The organism is Streptomyces sp. NPDC101191 (assembly GCF_044767915.1).
In the GTDB taxonomy this organism is placed as follows: Bacteria; Actinomycetota; Actinomycetes; order Streptomycetales; family Streptomycetaceae; genus Streptomyces.
In genome coordinates, this window is sequence record NZ_JBIWOU010000005.1 from 201772 (window position 1) to 216012 (window position 14241).

19 protein-coding genes are annotated in these 14241 nt (G+C 69.1%); 2 read left to right on the forward strand and 17 right to left on the reverse strand.

What is annotated here, in order from left to right; genetic code table 11:
• Positions 1 to 138 precede the first annotated feature (138 nt).
• The 3 genes from rpsI to ACIRQF_RS20675 form a co-directional block, all read right to left on the reverse strand.
• Positions 139 to 651: a 30S ribosomal protein S9 gene (rpsI, locus tag ACIRQF_RS20665; protein ID WP_128985116.1), complete on the reverse strand. Its 513-nt coding sequence runs from the start codon at positions 649 to 651 to the stop codon at positions 139 to 141.
• 44 nt (positions 652 to 695) lie between these two features.
• Positions 696 to 1139, reverse strand: a complete 444-nt coding sequence (rplM, locus tag ACIRQF_RS20670; RefSeq protein WP_376635429.1) for a 50S ribosomal protein L13 — start codon at positions 1137 to 1139, stop codon at positions 696 to 698.
• A 204-nt stretch (positions 1140 to 1343) separates the two neighbouring features.
• Positions 1344 to 1751 (reverse strand): winged helix-turn-helix transcriptional regulator, encoded by a 408-nt coding sequence (locus tag ACIRQF_RS20675; protein WP_376635427.1) that lies wholly within the window; start codon positions 1749 to 1751, stop codon positions 1344 to 1346.
• 120 nt (positions 1752 to 1871) lie between these two features.
• Between ACIRQF_RS20675 and ACIRQF_RS20680 the strand changes: the two genes are divergently transcribed.
• Positions 1872 to 2810 carry an NADP-dependent oxidoreductase gene (locus ACIRQF_RS20680; RefSeq protein ID WP_376635425.1) on the forward strand — a complete coding sequence of 313 codons (939 nt, stop codon included), beginning with the start codon at positions 1872 to 1874 and terminating at the stop codon, positions 2808 to 2810.
• Positions 2811 to 2826: 16 nt separating this feature from the next.
• Here the strand turns inward: ACIRQF_RS20680 and ACIRQF_RS20685 are convergent, their stop codons facing one another.
• Entirely contained in the window at positions 2827 to 4449 is a 1623-nt protein-coding gene (locus ACIRQF_RS20685) for an ABC-F family ATP-binding cassette domain-containing protein (protein ID WP_404093910.1), read from the reverse strand.
• Between the two features lie 56 nt (positions 4450 to 4505).
• On the opposite strand from ACIRQF_RS20685, the gene ACIRQF_RS20690 reads away from it, so the two are divergent.
• Positions 4506 to 5453: a hypothetical protein gene (locus tag ACIRQF_RS20690; RefSeq protein WP_404093913.1), complete on the forward strand. Its 948-nt coding sequence runs from the start codon at positions 4506 to 4508 to the stop codon at positions 5451 to 5453.
• Here ACIRQF_RS20690 and truA read toward each other — a convergent pair.
• The 13 genes from truA to rpsE all read right to left on the reverse strand — a co-directional run bounded on the left by truA (position 5424) and on the right by rpsE (position 14239).
• The gene (truA, locus tag ACIRQF_RS20695) at positions 5424 to 6281 is read right to left on the reverse strand and encodes a tRNA pseudouridine(38-40) synthase TruA (protein ID WP_376635419.1); all 858 of its coding nucleotides are present in this window, start codon (positions 6279 to 6281) and stop codon (positions 5424 to 5426) included. The genes ACIRQF_RS20690 and truA overlap by 30 nt on opposite strands.
• Before the next feature lie 78 nt (positions 6282 to 6359).
• Positions 6360 to 6830: a 50S ribosomal protein L17 gene (rplQ, locus tag ACIRQF_RS20700; RefSeq protein WP_376635417.1), complete on the reverse strand. Its 471-nt coding sequence runs from the start codon at positions 6828 to 6830 to the stop codon at positions 6360 to 6362.
• 204 nt (positions 6831 to 7034) lie between these two features.
• The gene (locus ACIRQF_RS20705) at positions 7035 to 8057 is read right to left on the reverse strand and encodes a DNA-directed RNA polymerase subunit alpha (protein WP_003966937.1); all 1023 of its coding nucleotides are present in this window, start codon (positions 8055 to 8057) and stop codon (positions 7035 to 7037) included.
• Between the two features lie 173 nt (positions 8058 to 8230).
• Complete coding sequence (rpsK, locus tag ACIRQF_RS20710) at positions 8231 to 8635, reverse strand: 30S ribosomal protein S11 (protein WP_003956432.1); 405 nt, start codon at positions 8633 to 8635, stop codon at positions 8231 to 8233.
• A gap of 66 nt (positions 8636 to 8701) precedes the next feature.
• Positions 8702 to 9082 (reverse strand): 30S ribosomal protein S13, encoded by a 381-nt coding sequence (gene rpsM, locus ACIRQF_RS20715; protein ID WP_015035595.1) that lies wholly within the window; start codon positions 9080 to 9082, stop codon positions 8702 to 8704.
• A 187-nt stretch (positions 9083 to 9269) separates the two neighbouring features.
• Positions 9270 to 9383 carry a 50S ribosomal protein L36 gene (gene rpmJ / locus ACIRQF_RS20720; RefSeq protein ID WP_003956441.1) on the reverse strand — a complete coding sequence of 38 codons (114 nt, stop codon included), beginning with the start codon at positions 9381 to 9383 and terminating at the stop codon, positions 9270 to 9272.
• 63 nt (positions 9384 to 9446) lie between these two features.
• Entirely contained in the window at positions 9447 to 9668 is a 222-nt protein-coding gene (infA, locus tag ACIRQF_RS20725; RefSeq protein WP_003956442.1) for a translation initiation factor IF-1, read from the reverse strand.
• Positions 9669 to 9861: 193 nt separating this feature from the next.
• On the reverse strand, positions 9862 to 10713 hold the full coding sequence (gene map / locus ACIRQF_RS20730) for a type I methionyl aminopeptidase (protein ID WP_382478556.1): 852 nt from the start codon (positions 10711 to 10713) through the stop codon (positions 9862 to 9864).
• A 100-nt stretch (positions 10714 to 10813) separates the two neighbouring features.
• Positions 10814 to 11461, reverse strand: a complete 648-nt coding sequence (locus ACIRQF_RS20735; protein ID WP_376635413.1) for an adenylate kinase — start codon at positions 11459 to 11461, stop codon at positions 10814 to 10816.
• Positions 11461 to 12780, reverse strand: coding sequence for a preprotein translocase subunit SecY (gene secY / locus ACIRQF_RS20740; protein ID WP_376635411.1), 1320 nt, complete (start codon positions 12778 to 12780; stop codon positions 11461 to 11463). The genes ACIRQF_RS20735 and secY overlap by 1 nt, the downstream gene beginning before the upstream one ends.
• A 213-nt stretch (positions 12781 to 12993) precedes the next feature.
• Positions 12994 to 13449 (reverse strand): 50S ribosomal protein L15, encoded by a 456-nt coding sequence (rplO, locus tag ACIRQF_RS20745; RefSeq protein ID WP_365337577.1) that lies wholly within the window; start codon positions 13447 to 13449, stop codon positions 12994 to 12996.
• A gap of 2 nt (positions 13450 to 13451) precedes the next feature.
• Positions 13452 to 13634, reverse strand: a complete 183-nt coding sequence (gene rpmD, locus ACIRQF_RS20750; RefSeq protein ID WP_005313525.1) for a 50S ribosomal protein L30 — start codon at positions 13632 to 13634, stop codon at positions 13452 to 13454.
• The gene (gene rpsE / locus ACIRQF_RS20755) at positions 13634 to 14239 is read right to left on the reverse strand and encodes a 30S ribosomal protein S5 (RefSeq protein WP_005313527.1); all 606 of its coding nucleotides are present in this window, start codon (positions 14237 to 14239) and stop codon (positions 13634 to 13636) included. Before rpsE ends, rpmD begins: the two co-directional genes overlap by 1 nt.
• Positions 14240 to 14241: the final 2 nt, after the last annotated feature.

Below are 14241 nucleotides of genomic sequence, written 5' to 3' on the forward strand. Positions count from 1 at the left end.
GGAAGGTGCTCAAGTCTGTGCCCAGCATGATGACCGGGTCCTGCTCAAGATTATGAAAGCAAGATGTGAAAAAGCCGTACGCCCCGGCAGCACGGAAGTGCCGCCGGGGCGTACGAACAGAGCAGCCGAAGCAGGCGATTAACGCTTGCTGTACTGCGGGGCCTTACGGGCCTTCTTGAGACCGGCCTTCTTGCGCTCGACCGCACGGTCGTCGCGGGAGAGGAAGCCGGCCTTCTTCAGCGGGCCGCGGTTGTTCTCGACGTCGGCCTCGTTGAGGGCGCGGGCCACGCCGAGGCGCAGGGCGCCGGCCTGACCGGAGACGCCGCCACCGGCGATGCGGGCGATGACGTCGTAGCGGTTGTCGAGCTCGAGCACCTTGAAGGGCTCGTTGACTTCCTGCTGGTGCACCTTGTTGGGGAAGTAGTCCTCAAGGGTGCGACCGTTGATCTTCCACTTGCCGGTGCCCGGAACGATCCGGACGCGGGCGATGGCGTTCTTGCGACGGCCCAGGCCGGCGGCCGGCTGCGGGTCGCCGAAGCGGGACGCGAGGGACTCGGAGGTGTAGTCACCCTCGACGATCTCGGTCTCGGTGGTGTACTCCTCGACGCCCTCGAACTCGTCGACGGGGGTCTCGGGGGTGGTCTCGGCCACGATGCTCCTCAGATTTCTTTCGTTCTTAGGGGGTGTGGCCGGAACTACTGCGCGACCTGGGTGATCTCGAACGGGACCGGCTGCTGGGCAGCGTGCGGGTGGTTCTCGCCCGCGTAGACCTTCAGCTTCGAGAGCATCTGACGGCCCAGGGAGTTCTTGGGGATCATGCCCTTGATGGCCTTCTCAACGGCCTTCTCGGGGTTCTTGGCCAGCAGCTCGTCGTAGCGGACGGAGCGCAGACCACCCGGGTAGCCAGAGTGGCGGTAGGCCATCTTCTGGGTCTTCTTGTTGCCGGACAGGTGGACCTTGTCAGCGTTGATGATGATGACGAAGTCGCCCATGTCCATGTGGGGGGCGTACACGGGCTTGTGCTTGCCTCGCAGGAGGTTCGCAGCCGTGGTCGCCAGACGGCCCAGGACGATGTCCTGCGCGTCGATGATGTGCCACTGGCGAGTGACATCGCCGGGCTTGGGGCTGTACGTACGCACTTCGTAGCCTTCGCTTCTTCAGTGGATGGAGTCCAGACACACCTGAAGCGATCATGCAGCTGGGGCCTGCACTGCCGGGAACACCGCCCGTATGCGAGCCACTGGTAACTGCTCCAGGGAACTTGCGTAAGGGCTCTTTCGCGTGAGAACGACGAAGCCAATACGCATACGAGGCAGAAGCCTACCCGGGCTCCCCCGAGCGGGTCAAAACGCGTCGGCGCCCCCGTCGTACGCCTCGCGCGCCGAGACGACCTCCTCGATGTGCCCGTCCGCCCACTCCTTCACGGCCCGCACCACCGGCAGCAGGCTCACGCCCAGCGAGGTCAGCGCGTAGTCGACCCGCACCGGCACGGAGGGCGTGACCGTACGGGCGACGAGCCCGTCCCGCTCCAGGCCCCGCAAGGTCTGCGTGAGCATCTTCTGACTGATCCCGGCGACGGTGCGCCCCAGCTCGGCGTAACGGCGCGGGCCGTCCGCGAGGGCGTTCAGGAGCAGCGTGACCCACTTGTCGGAGAGCCGGTCGAGGAGCTGCCGGGCGGGGCACTCGGCGAGATACGCGTCATAGGCGCGCCGGGCCTCGTCGCGGCGCTCGGCGGCGGTGCGGGTGCCCATCGGCACGCTCCTTCCGGTGCGGTACGCACTCCGAGGTACGTACTTCCCCACGGAGAGTAGCTCTCCCTAGGTTCGTGGAGTCAGCGGCACCACCGCTCCCCCAGGGAAAGGTCCCGGCCCATGCGTGCTCTCGTCATCGACTCCTTCGGCGGCCCCGAGGTCCTGCGGATCGCCGAGGTCCCGGTCCCCGCGACGGGACCCGGAAGGGTGAGGATCAGGGTCGAGGCCGCCACCGTCCACCCGGTCGACCTCGCGACCCGCGCGGGCGTCCTCGCGGAGGCCGGCCTGATGGCCGGCCACGGCCGCACCGGCCTCGGCTGGGACGTCGCCGGGGTCGTCGAGGAGACCGGCCCCGGGGTGACCGGGTTCGCACCCGGCGATCGCGTCATCGGCATGAACGACCGCCTGGACGTGCCGCTGGGCACCCAGGCGGAGTTCGTGGTCCTGGACGCGCGGGCGGTGGCTGCGGCTCCCGCCGGGCTCGCTCCGGCGTCCGCCGCGACGCTGCCGCTGGCCGGGCTCACCGCCCTCCAGGCCCTGGACGCGCTGGACCTGCCCGCCGGGGAGACGGTCCTGGTCACGGGCGCGGCGGGGGCGGTCGGCGGGTACGCCGTACAGCTGGCCGCCGCGCGCGGCCTGCGGGTGGTGGCGACGGCCCGCCCCGGCGACGAGGCGCCGGTACGCGGCCTGGGCGCCGAGCTCTTCGTGCCCGCCGACGTCCCGCGGCTCGGCGAGGCGGTCCGGGGGCTGGTCCCCGGCGGCGTGGCCGCGGCCCTGGACGGCGCCGTCCTCGGGGCCGCCGCCCTGGACGCGGTCCGCACCGGGGGCGCCTTCGCGGCCTTGGTCGCGGGCGGCGCCCCGTACCCCCTGCGGGGCATCCGGGTCGTCCCGGTCTGGGTCCGCGCCGACCCGGCCGGCCTGGCCCGCCTGGCGGCCCTCGCCGACGCGGGCACCCTCACCCCGCGCCTGGCCGGCACGCTCCCCCTCGCGGAGGCGGCCCGGGCGCACCGGCGCCTGGCGGACGGCGGCCTGCGCGGCCGCCTGGTGCTGGTCCCGTGAGCGGCCCCGCGGCCCCTCAGCGGGCCCGCTCGACCCGGCGCTCGTCCCAGACAGGCTCCTGCGTCTCGCGGACCACCCCGTCCGAGCCGAAGACCAGGTACCGGTCGAAGCTCTTCGCGAACCAGCGGTCGTGGGTCACGGCCAGCACCGTTCCCTCGTACGACTCCAGGCCGTCCTGGAGCGCCTCGGCCGACTCCAGGTCCAGGTTGTCCGTCGGCTCGTCCAGCAGCAGCGCGGTCGTGCCGGCCAGCTCCAGGAGGAGGATCTGGAAGCGGGCCTGCTGGCCGCCGGAGAGCTTCTCGAAGGCCTGGTCGCCCTGGCGCTCCAGCTCGTAGCGCCGCAGCATCGACATCGCGGCCCCTCGGTCCTTGGCGTGCTCCGTCCACAGGATGTCCACGAGGGAGCGGCCGAAGAGCTCCGGGTGGGCGTGGGTCTGCGCGAAGTGCCCCGGTACGACCCGGGCACCCAGCTTCCACAGGCCCGTGTGGGCCACCGAGGGGTCGCCGGCGAGCAGCCGCAGGAAGTGCGACTTGCCGGAGCCGTTGGAGCCGAGGACGGCGACCCGCTCCCCGTAGAAGACCTCCAGCGAGAACGGCTTCATCAGGCCGGTCAGCTCCAGGTTCTCGCAGGTCACCGCCCGCACGCCGGTCCGTCCGCCGCGCAGCCGCATCCGGATCTCCTGCTCGCGCGGCGGCTCCGGCGGCGGGCCCGCCTCCTCGAACTTCCGCAGACGGGTCTGCGCCGCCGCGTACCGCGAGGCCATCTCGTGGCTGACCGCGGCCGCCTGCCGCAGGTTGACCACCAGCTTCTTCAGCTGGGCGTGCTTCTCCTCCCAGCGGCGCTTCAGCTCCTCGAAGCGGGCGAAGCGCTCCCTGCGCGCGTCGTGGAAGGTGTCGAAACCGCCGCCGTGCACCCACACGTCGGACCCGGCCGGGCCGGGCTCCACCGCCACGATCTTCTGCGCGGCCCGGGAGAGCAGCTCCCGGTCGTGGGAGATGAAGAGCACCGTCTTGCGGGTCTCCCGCAGCCGCTCCTCCAGCCAGCGCTTGCCGGGGACGTCCAGGTAGTTGTCCGGCTCGTCGAGGAGCAGCACCTCGTCGCCACCGCGCAGCAGGTACTCCAGGACCAGCCGCTTCTGCTCGCCGCCGCTGAGCGTGCGCACCTCCCGGAACTGCGCCTTGTCGTACGGAACGCCCATCGCGGCCGTCGTGCACATGTCCCACAGGGTCTCGAACTCGTACCCCTGCACCTCGGCCCAGTCGCTGAGGGCCTGCGCGTACGCCATCTGCGCGGCCTCGTCGTCGACCGTCAGGATCCGGTGCTCGGCCTCGTCGACGGCCTTCGCGGCGGTGCGGATGCGCGCCGGGGCGACCGAGACGAGCAGGTCACGGACCGTGGATTCGTCCCGTACGGAGCCGACGAACTGCGGCATGACGCCGAGGCCCCCGCTCACGGTGACGGTGCCGCCGTGCGGCTGCAGCTCCCCGGAGATCAGCCGGAGCAGGGTCGTCTTGCCGGCGCCGTTGGCGCCGACCAGGGCGACCACGGCGCCCTCGCCGACCCGGAAGGAGGCGTCCCCGAGCAGGACCCTCCCGTCCGGAAGGTAGTACTCCAGGTGTGCGGCCTCGACATGTCCCATGAGGGGCATTGTCACCGCTGCAGCCCCGTGATCCCAAGCGGATTAGGATGCGCGGCATGAGCTTCGGGGGACCGCAGTGGCCGCAGCAGGGCCAGGGGCAGGGACAGGGACAGCAGCCGTACGGGCAGCCGCAGCAGCCGTACGCGCAACAGCCGCCGTACGGACAGGCGCAGGCGAACCCGTTCCCCGGCGCGCAGGGCAGCGCGCAGACCCCCGACTGGGGCGCCCTCGCCGACGCCTCGGCCAGCCGTGACAAGCGCAAGCGCCGGCTGGTGATCGGCGGCGCGGCCGTCGCCGCGCTCCTGGTGGGCGCGGCCGTCGCCACCGCGATCGTCGTCACCGACAAGAAGAACGACGAGGCCAGGAACGGCGAGGTCACCCCGACCGGATCGGCCGCCCCCACGGACACCGCGAGCCCGGCCCCGAGCTTCTCCTCGGTCGCCCCGCTGCCGCCGCCGAACCCGATGGACTTCATCTCCGACGCGAAGAAGGACAAGGCACCGCTGAGCGCCGAGGGCCTCTTCCCGGGCAAGAAGCTGACCATGAGCGGCCGCCCGTACCAGAAGGGCGCGACCTCCTCCACCAACGACTGCGTGGCCGTCACCCAGGGCGGCCTCGGCTCCGTCCTGAAGAGCAACGGCTGCACGCGCGTGATCCGCGCCACGTACGTGAAGGACGGCGTCGCCGTCACCGTCGGCGTCGCCGTCTTCCCGACCGACGAGCAGGCGCTCAAGGCGAAGAAGCAGGCGAGCGGGGGCATCGCACCGCTCACCGGCGCGGGCGTCGGCGACTTCTGCCACAAGACGGTCTGCCTGCGGCGCACCAACTCCATCGGCCGCTACGTCTACCTGACCCAGACCGGCCACACCGACGGCAAGAAGGTCACGACCGGCGACAAGCCGGCCTTCCAGACCGCCGACGACCTGGGCACCTTCGCCTTCAACCAGATCTACGCCCGCGGCCGCGCCCAGGCCTCAGCAGCAGCCGGCGCTCCCGGGGAGTGACCGCTTGTTGCGCGCCTCCCTGCTGCGCGCGGCGAGCTGGTCGTCGGCCGGGTAGCCGACCTCTTCGAGGGTGAGGCCGTGCGGCCGGACGACGTGCACGGCCGAGTCCCGCACGCCCGCGGCCAGCACCTTGCCCGGCCACTCGACCGGGCGGTGTCCGTCGCCGACGAACAGCAGCGCGCCGACGAGCGAGCGGACCATGTTGTGGCAGAAGGCGTCGGCCTTGACCGTGGCCTCCAGGATGCCGTCGGGCCGGCGCTCCCAGCGCAGCTCCTGGAGCGTGCGGATGGTCGTGGCGCCCTCGCGCTTCTTGCAGTAGGCGGCGAAGTCGTGCTCGCCGACGAGCCGCTCGGCGGCGGCGTTCATGGCGTCCATGTCGAGCGTCCAGTCGTGCCACAGGACATGTCCGCGCAGCAGCGGGTCGACGCCGCCGGGGTGGTCCGTCACCCGGTACGCGTACCGGCGCCAGATGGCCGAGAACCGGGCGTTGAAGCCCGCGGGTGCCTCGGTGAGCCTCCAGACCCGCACGTCGTGCGAGAGGCGCCCGGCGAGCCGCCTGAGCAGCTTCTCGCGGTGCTCCTCCCACAGGGCGACGGGCAGGTCGACGTGCGCGACCTGGCCGCGGGCGTGCACCCCGGCGTCGGTGCGGCCCGCGACGGTCAGCTCGAACGTCTCCTGGGAGCGGGTGACGGTCCGCAGGGCCGACTCGATCTCGCCCTGGACGGTGCGCTGGCCCCGGGCCTGCTTGGCCCAGCCGGAGAAGTCCCTGCCGTCGTACGAAAGGTCGAGCCGTACGCGTACGAACCCGGGCTGCACGTCATCACTCACGCCGTAAATCCTCTCAAACACGCGGAACGGGCCCGCACCCCGAGGGGTGCGGGCCCGGCCACGAGATCGTCAGAACGCTCAGGCGTCCTGCGCGTCCTCGGTGGTCTCCTCGGCCTTGGGGGCCTCGTCGGCCTCCTTGACGGCACGCTTGGTGGCGGCCTCGGCCTCGGCGACGGTCGCCTTCTTGGCGATCTCGCCCTCGACCAGCTCGATCACGGCCATCGGGGCGTTGTCGCCACGACGGTTGCCGATCTTGGTGATACGGGTGTAGCCACCCGGGCGCTCGGAGTAGCGCGGGGCGATCTCGGTGAAGAGGGTGTGGACGATGCCCTTGTCGGTGATCGTCTGCAGCACCAGGCGACGGTTGTGGATGTCGCCCTTCTTCGCCTTGGTGATCAGGCGCTCGGCGACGGGACGCAGGCGACGGGCCTTGGCCTCGGTCGTCGTGATGCGGCCGTGCTCGAACAGCGACTTCGCCAGGTTGGCGAGCAGCAGCTTCTCGTGAGCGGCGGAACCGCCGAGGCGGGCACCCTTCGCGGGACGCGGCATGGTGATTCTCCTAGGTGTCTGCCCCGGCCGTATGAGGTACCGGGGTCAGTATCCGAGCAGGCGGTCGCCTGTCGGAGATCCGGACGAGCCCCGAGGGGCGCGTCCGGAAGGGGCGCGGTGCGGAGTCGACCGGCGACTCCGCCGTGCGTGCGCGATCACGCGCAGCACACCCGCGCCCGGGTACGGACCGTGAGGTCCGAGCTCTTAGTACTGCTCGGTCTCGACGAAGCCCGCGTCCGCGTCGTCGTCGGCGCCGAAGGCGTCGGCGGCGGCGGTCGGGTCGAATCCGGGCGGGCTGTCCTTGAGGGCCAGGCCCATGCCGGCCAGCTTCGCCTTGACCTCGTCGATCGACTTCGCACCGAAGTTGCGGATGTCGAGCAGGTCGGCCTCGGAACGCGCCACGAGCTCACCCACGGAGTGGATGCCCTCGCGCTTGAGGCAGTTGTACGACCGAACGGTGAGCTCGAGCTCCTCGATCGGCAGCGCCAGGTCGGCGGCCAGGGCGGCGTCCGTCGGGGACGGGCCCATGTCGATGCCCTCGGCGTCGATGTTGAGCTCGCGGGCCAGACCGAACAGCTCGACCAGGGTCTTGCCGGCCGACGCCATGGCGTCACGCGGACGCATGGCCTGCTTGGTCTCGACGTCGACGATGAGCTTGTCGAAGTCGGTGCGCTGCTCGACTCGGGTCGCCTCGACCTTGTAAGTGACCTTCAGCACGGGGCTGTAGATGGAGTCGACCGGGATACGGCCGATCTCCTGGCCCACCTGCTTGTTCTGGACGGCGGAGACGTAGCCGCGACCGCGCTCGACGGTCAGCTCCATCTCCAGCTTGCCCTTGCCGTTCAGCGTGGCGAGCACGAGGTCGGGGTTGTGCACCTCGACACCGGCCGGGGGCGCGATGTCGGCGGCGGTGACCAGACCCGGGCCCTGCTTGCGCAGGTACATCACGACCGGCTCGTCGTGCTCCGAGGAGACGACCAGCTGCTTGATGTTCAGGATGAGGTCGGTGACGTCCTCCTTGACGCCCGGCACGGTGGTGAACTCGTGCAGGACACCGTCGATCCGGATGCTGGTGACAGCGGCGCCCGGGATCGAGGAGAGGAGGGTACGGCGGAGCGAGTTGCCGAGGGTGTAGCCGAAGCCCGGCTCCAGCGGCTCGATGACGAACCGGGAGCGGAACTCGTCGACGACCTCTTCGGTCAGCGACGGACGCTGAGCGATAAGCATGTCTTCGTTTCCTTCAGTCGTGGACGCCCACTATTTGACGCCCGACGGCCACCGGGGGCGGAACCCGGTGGTTGATGCAGTACGTGTACTGCAAGGGTACGGGCGACACGCCCCCCGCGAGGGGGGCATGTCGCCCGAAATCCCACATCAACCCGAGTGCGACGGCACCTGGGTCAGACGCGACGCCGCTTCGGCGGACGGCAGCCGTTGTGCGGGGTGGGGGTGACGTCCTGGATCGAGCCGACCTCGAGGCCGGTGGCCTGGAGGGAGCGGATCGCGGTCTCGCGGCCGGAGCCCGGACCCTTGACGAAGACGTCGACCTTGCGCATGCCGTGCTCCTGCGCGCGGCGGGCGGCCGACTCGGCGGCCATCTGCGCGGCGAAGGGGGTGGACTTGCGCGAGCCCTTGAAGCCGACGTGGCCGGCGGAGGCCCAGGAGATCACGTTGCCCGAGGGGTCCGTGATCGAGACGATCGTGTTGTTGAACGTGCTCTTGATGTGCGCGTGGCCGTGAGCGACGTTCTTCTTTTCCTTGCGGCGCACCTTCTTGGCAGCGCCCTGACGACCCTTGGGGGGCATCTATAACTCCTACGGGAGGTGGTCGGTCCTACAGCGAAGACCGTGTGGTCAAGCGTCCGCTGTGGACTACTTCTTGCCCGGCTTCTTCTTGCCGGCGATGGCGCGACGCGGGCCCTTGCGGGTACGGGCGTTCGTGCTGGTGCGCTGACCGCGGACCGGCAGGCCACGGCGGTGACGGAGACCCTGGTAGCAGCCGATCTCGACCTTGCGGCGGATGTCGGCGGCGATCTCGCGACGGAGGTCACCCTCGGTCTGGAGGTTGGCGTCCACGTACTCGCGGATCTTGACGAGGTCTTCCTCGGCAAGGTCGCGGACACGGGTGGACGGGTTCACGCCGGTCGCGGCGAGGATCTCCTCGGACCGGGTGCGCCCGATACCGAAGACGTAGGTGAGTGCGACCACCACACGCTTTTCGCGCGGGATGTCAACACCGGAAACGCGTGCCATTCAATGGCTCCTGTGTGTTCGGGGGTCTGCCACAAAGTCGATCCCGGCCGCCGTACGAGGTACGAACCGGGTCCCCGGCCCCCGCCGGAGGTGTCGCCGACCCTGACGGGCTGGGCGGACTCTGCTGATGTACGTGTTGCTATGCGTCGCGCGAAGAACTGCGGAGATGCAGGTCGGTCGGCGTGCGTCAGCCCTGGCGCTGCTTGTGGCGCAGGTTGTCGCAGATGACCATGACCCGGCCGTGACGGCGGATCACCTTGCACTTGTCGCAGATCTTCTTGACGCTCGGCTTGACCTTCATGGGATGTGAGGTTCTCCGGGTCAGTGCCACCACCCGCGCGCGAAGGCGGGGTGCGGGCAAGATCTACTTGTACCGGTAGACGATCCGGCCACGCGTCAGGTCGTAGGGAGAGAGCTCCACCACGACCCGGTCGTCCGGAAGGATTCGGATGTAGTGCATCCGCATCTTGCCGGAGATGTGCGCGAGGACCTTGTGACCGTTCTGGAGCTCCACCTTGAACATGGCGTTCGGGAGGGACTCGATCACGGTGCCCTCGATTTCGATGGCACCTTGCTTCTTGGCCACGCTTCGCCTTTCGAATCGGCTACCTTGATCGACTCTCGCCGCCGTGTGCGGACACACGGGTACACGAGAGCCGACGCATCAGTCTACGTCAGGCCCCACGAAAAGACGAATCGGGAAGTCTGCCCAACGGAGAAGATCGTTACGCAGCGGGCATACGGGCGCCCGCGCGCGGTGACGGTGGGACCGGCGGGCCCTACGCCAGCGGGTCCGGCGCCGCCGTGACGCCCAACTCCGCCAGCTTGGCCCTGCCGCCGTCGACGGCGGTGAGGACCAGGGGGCCCTCCTCCGTCAGAGCGACGCTGTGCTCCCAGTGCGAGGACCAGGTGCCGTCGGTCGTGATGACCGTCCAGTCGTCGGCGAGCACCTCGGTGCGCGGGGTACCCAGGGAGACCATCGGCTCGATGGCCAGGCAGAAGCCGGGGACCAGCTTCGGGCCCTTGCCGCGCTTGCGGGAGACATAGTTCAGCAGGTGCGGGTCCATGTGCATCTCGGTGCCGATGCCGTGGCCGCCGTAGTCCTCGATGATCCCGTAACGGCCGAGGCTGTGGTCGCCCACGGCCGGGCGCGGCTGGCGCTTGATGTACGTCTCGATGGCCTTCGACACGTCGACCAGTCGCGCGCCCACCCGCATCGCGGCGATGCCGGCCCACATCGACTCCTCGGTCACCCGGGAGAGCTCGATCAGCTCCGGCGCGTGCCCGGTGCCGACGAAGGCCGTGAACGCGGCGTCGCCGTGCCAGCCGTCCACGATCGCGCCGGCGTCGATGGAGATGATGTCGCCGTCCTTGAGGACGGTCTTCTCGTCCGGGATGCCGTGGACCACGACCTCGTTGGCCGAGGTGCAGATCGTCGCGGGGAAGCCGCCGTACCCGAGGAAGTTCGACTTCGCGCCGTGGTCGGCGATCACCTTGCGGGCGACCTCGTCCAGGTCCTTCGTCGTGGCCCCCGGCACGGCGGCCTCACGGGTCGCCGCGTGGATGGCCGCGACGACCAGCCCCGCCTCGCGCATCTTCGCGATCTGCTCGGGGGTCTTGATCTGCACCATCGTGGTGGGGGCCTTTCCTCTGCGCGTACACGGGTCGGAACAACGATACGGCCGCGGCGCCCCCGAAGGGCACCGCGGCCGTGTCGAACGAACCAGGGGGTTACTTCTTCAGCGCGGCCATCGCCTTGGCGGTGACCTCGTCCACCTTGCCGAGCGCCGAGATCGTCACGACCAGGTTCTGCGCCCGGTAGTAGTCGATGATCGGCTCGGTCTGCGTGTGGTAGACCTCCAGGCGCCGGCGGACGGTCTCCTCGGAGTCGTCCGGACGCTGGAACAGCTCGCCACCGCAGGTGTCGCACACGCCCGCGGACTTCGGGGCGTTGTACTGCACGTGGAAGACGTGCGAGGAGTCGTTACGGCAGACGCGGCGACCCGCGATCCGCTTCACGACCTCGTCCTCGGGGACCTCGAGGTCCAGCACCGCGTCCAGCTGCATGTCCTCAGCCTTGAGAACCACATCCAGAGCCTCGGCCTGGGCCACGTTGCGCGGGAACCCGTCGAGCAGGAAGCCGTTGACGGCGTCGTCCTGCTCCATGCGGTCCTTGGCCATCCCGATGGTCACCTCGTCCGGGACGAGGTCACCGGCGTCCATGTAGGACTTCGCCTTGAGGCCCAGCTCCGTGCCCTGCGAGATGTTGGCACGGAACAGGTCGCCCGTGGAGATGTGCGGGATGTCCAGGTTCTTGGCAAGGAACGCGGCCTGCGTTCCCTTGCCGGCCCCGGGCGGTCCGACGAGGACGATTCGCATCAGCGGAGGAACCCTTCGTAATTGCGCTGCTGGAGCTGGCTCTCGATCTGCTTCACGGTCTCAAGGCCCACACCCACGATGATGAGGATGCTCGTCCCGCCGAAGGGGAAGTTGGCATTGGCACCGCCGAAGCCCGCCAACGCCATCGTCGGCACAAGAGCGATCAGACCCAGATACAGCGAGCCCGGCCAAGTGATCCGGTTGAGCACGTAGCTCAGATACTCGGCAGTAGGTCGACCAGCCCGGATACCCGGGATGAAGCCACCATACTTCTTCATGTTGTCGGCGACTTCCTCGGGGTTGAACGAGATCGCCACGTAGAAGAAGGCGAAGAACACGATCAGAAGGAAGTACGCGGCGATGTAGTAGGGGTGGTCACCCTTGACGAAGTGGGCTTCGATCCAGGTTTTCCAGCCGGCGGTCGAGTTCGAGAACTGCGCGACCAGGGCCGGGATGTAGAGCAGCGACGACGCGAAGATGACAGGAATCACACCTGCCTGGTTCACCTTCAACGGGATGTAAGTGGACGTACCGCCGTACGACCTGCGGCCGATCATGCGCTTCGCGTACTGCACCGGAATGCGGCGCTGGGCCTGCTCGACGAAGACGACGAGGGCCACCATCACGAAGCCAACGAGGATGACGGTGCCGAACTCGATCCAGCCCTTGGCGAGCTTGCCGCTCTCCTTGATGGCCCACAGGGCGCCGGGGAAGCCGGCGGCGATCGAGATGAACATGAGGATCGACATGCCGTTGCCGATGCCGCGGTCGGTGATGAGCTCACCGAGCCACATGACGACACCGGTACCCGCGGTCATGGTGATGACCATGGTGGCGGTGGTGAAGATCGACTGGTCGGGAACGACCTGGTTCGCAACCGTGCAACCGCTGAAGAGCGCGCCGGTGCGGGCGGTGGCGACGAGGCCGGTGCCCTGCAGGATGGCGAGGGCGACCGTCAGATAACGCGTGTACTGCGTGATCTTGGCGGTGCCGGACTGGCCTTCCTTCTTCAGGGCTTCCAGGCGCGGGATCACGACGGTCAGCAGCTGCAGGATGATGCTCGCCGTGATGTACGGCATGATGCCGAGCGCGAAGATGGTGATCTGCAGCAGCGCCCCGCCACTGAACATGTTGACCAGGCCGAACAGGCTGTTGTTGCCCTGGCTCGCCTGATCCACACACTGCTGGACGGCCTCGTAGCTGACGCCGGGGACGGGGATGTGCGCCCCGAGCCGGTACAGCACGATGATGCCGAGCGTGAAGAGCAGCTTCTTGCGCAGGTCGGGCGTCTTGAACGCCCGGGCGAACGCGGTGAGCACGGTGCCTCCTGCGACCCCCGCGCACGTGCGTCAGAGGTGACGGTCTTGAGGTTCGACTATGAGTGGTCAGTCCGGAGCACCCGCGGGCATACCGCACGCACTCTAGACAGTGGACGCCACCTTACCGGCGACCATGGCCCCCTAGGAACGACCAACCGGGGATGCCCCTTTTGAGAGGCATCCCCGGTCGGATGTTCAGGCCATCGAGTCGTCTCAGACGAGCTCGGTGACGGTGCCGCCGGCGGCGGCGATCTTCTCCTTGGCGGAGCCGGAGACGGCGTCGACCGTCACCTGCAGCGCCACGGAGACCTCGCCCTGGCCCAGGACCTTGACGAGCTGGTTCTTGCGAACCGCACCCTTGGCGACCAGATCGGCCACCGTGACCTCGCCACCCTGCGGGTAGAGCGCGGCCAGCTTGTCCAGGTTCACGACCTGGTACTCGGTGCGGAAGGGGTTCTTGAAGCCCTTCAGCTTCGGGAGACGCATGTGGAGCGGCATCTGGCCACCCTCGAAGCGCTCCGGAACCTGGTAACGGGCCTTCGTGCCCTTCGTACCACGACCGGCCGTCTTACCCTTCGAGCCCTCACCACGACCGACACGGGTCTTCGCGGTCTTGGCGCCCGGGGCGGGACGGAGGTTGTGGATCTTGAGCGGGTTGTTCTCCGCCATGATCAGTCGACCTCCTCAACCGTCACGAGGTGGCGGACGGTGTGCACCATTCCGCGGAACTCGGGGCGGTCCTCCTTGACGACCACGTCGTTCAGGCGCTTGAGCCCGAGCGAACGCAGGGTGTCACGGTGGTTCTGCTTGCTACCGATGTACGACTTCGTCTGCGTGATCTTGAGGCGAGCCATTACGCACCCGCTCCCGCACGCGCACGAAGCAGAGCCGCGGGGGCGACGTCCTCGAGGGGCAGACCGCGGCGGGCCGCGATCTCCTCGGGACGCTGCAGGCCCTTGAGGGCCGCCACGGTCGCGTGCACGATGTTGATCGCGTTGTCGGAGCCGAGCGACTTCGACAGGATGTCGTGAACGCCGGCGCACTCGAGCACGGCGCGCACCGGGCCACCGGCGATAACACCGGTACCGGGGGAAGCCGGCTTGAGCAGGACGACGCCCGCGGCCTTCTCACCCTGGATCGGGTGCGGGATGGTGCCCTGGATACGGGGGACCTTGAAGAAGTGCTTCTTGGCCTCCTCAACACCCTTGGCGATGGCGGCCGGCACCTCCTTGGCCTTGCCGTAACCGACACCCACGGTGCCGTCACCGTCGCCCACCACGACCAGCGCGGTGAAGCTGAAACGACGACCACCCTTGACAACCTTGGCGACGCGGTTGATCGCGACTACGCGCTCAACGTACGCGGTCTTCTCGGCGGCGGCAGCGCCACCGTCGCGGCCCTTCCGGTCCCGCCGCTCGCCGCCACCGGCACCGCTGCCGCGGCGCTGGGGTCCAGCCATTG

Coding starts and splice junctions, on each gene's coding strand:
- ACIRQF_RS20675 (WP_376635427.1), bottom strand. CDS start 1,751: ATGGGCACCCGCACCGCCGCCGAGCGCCGCGACGAGGCCCGGCGCGCC.
- ACIRQF_RS20680 (WP_376635425.1), top strand. CDS start 1,872: ATGCGTGCTCTCGTCATCGACTCCTTCGGCGGCCCCGAGGTCCTGCGG.
- ACIRQF_RS20685 (WP_404093910.1), bottom strand. CDS start 4,449: ATGGGACATGTCGAGGCCGCACACCTGGAGTACTACCTTCCGGACGGG.
- ACIRQF_RS20690 (WP_404093913.1), top strand. CDS start 4,506: ATGAGCTTCGGGGGACCGCAGTGGCCGCAGCAGGGCCAGGGGCAGGGA.
- rplQ (WP_376635417.1), bottom strand. CDS start 6,830: ATGCCGCGTCCCGCGAAGGGTGCCCGCCTCGGCGGTTCCGCCGCTCAC.
- ACIRQF_RS20705 (WP_003966937.1), bottom strand. CDS start 8,057: ATGCTTATCGCTCAGCGTCCGTCGCTGACCGAAGAGGTCGTCGACGAG.
- rpsK (WP_003956432.1), bottom strand. CDS start 8,635: ATGCCCCCCAAGGGTCGTCAGGGCGCTGCCAAGAAGGTGCGCCGCAAG.
- rpsM (WP_015035595.1), bottom strand. CDS start 9,082: ATGGCACGCGTTTCCGGTGTTGACATCCCGCGCGAAAAGCGTGTGGTG.
- rpmJ (WP_003956441.1), bottom strand. CDS start 9,383: ATGAAGGTCAAGCCGAGCGTCAAGAAGATCTGCGACAAGTGCAAGGTG.
- map (WP_382478556.1), bottom strand. CDS start 10,713: ATGGTGCAGATCAAGACCCCCGAGCAGATCGCGAAGATGCGCGAGGCG.
- ACIRQF_RS20735 (WP_376635413.1), bottom strand. CDS start 11,461: ATGCGAATCGTCCTCGTCGGACCGCCCGGGGCCGGCAAGGGAACGCAG.
- rplO (WP_365337577.1), bottom strand. CDS start 13,449: ATGGCGGAGAACAACCCGCTCAAGATCCACAACCTCCGTCCCGCCCCG.
- rpmD (WP_005313525.1), bottom strand. CDS start 13,634: ATGGCTCGCCTCAAGATCACGCAGACGAAGTCGTACATCGGTAGCAAG.
- rpsE (WP_005313527.1), bottom strand. CDS start 14,239: ATGGCTGGACCCCAGCGCCGCGGCAGCGGTGCCGGTGGCGGCGAGCGG.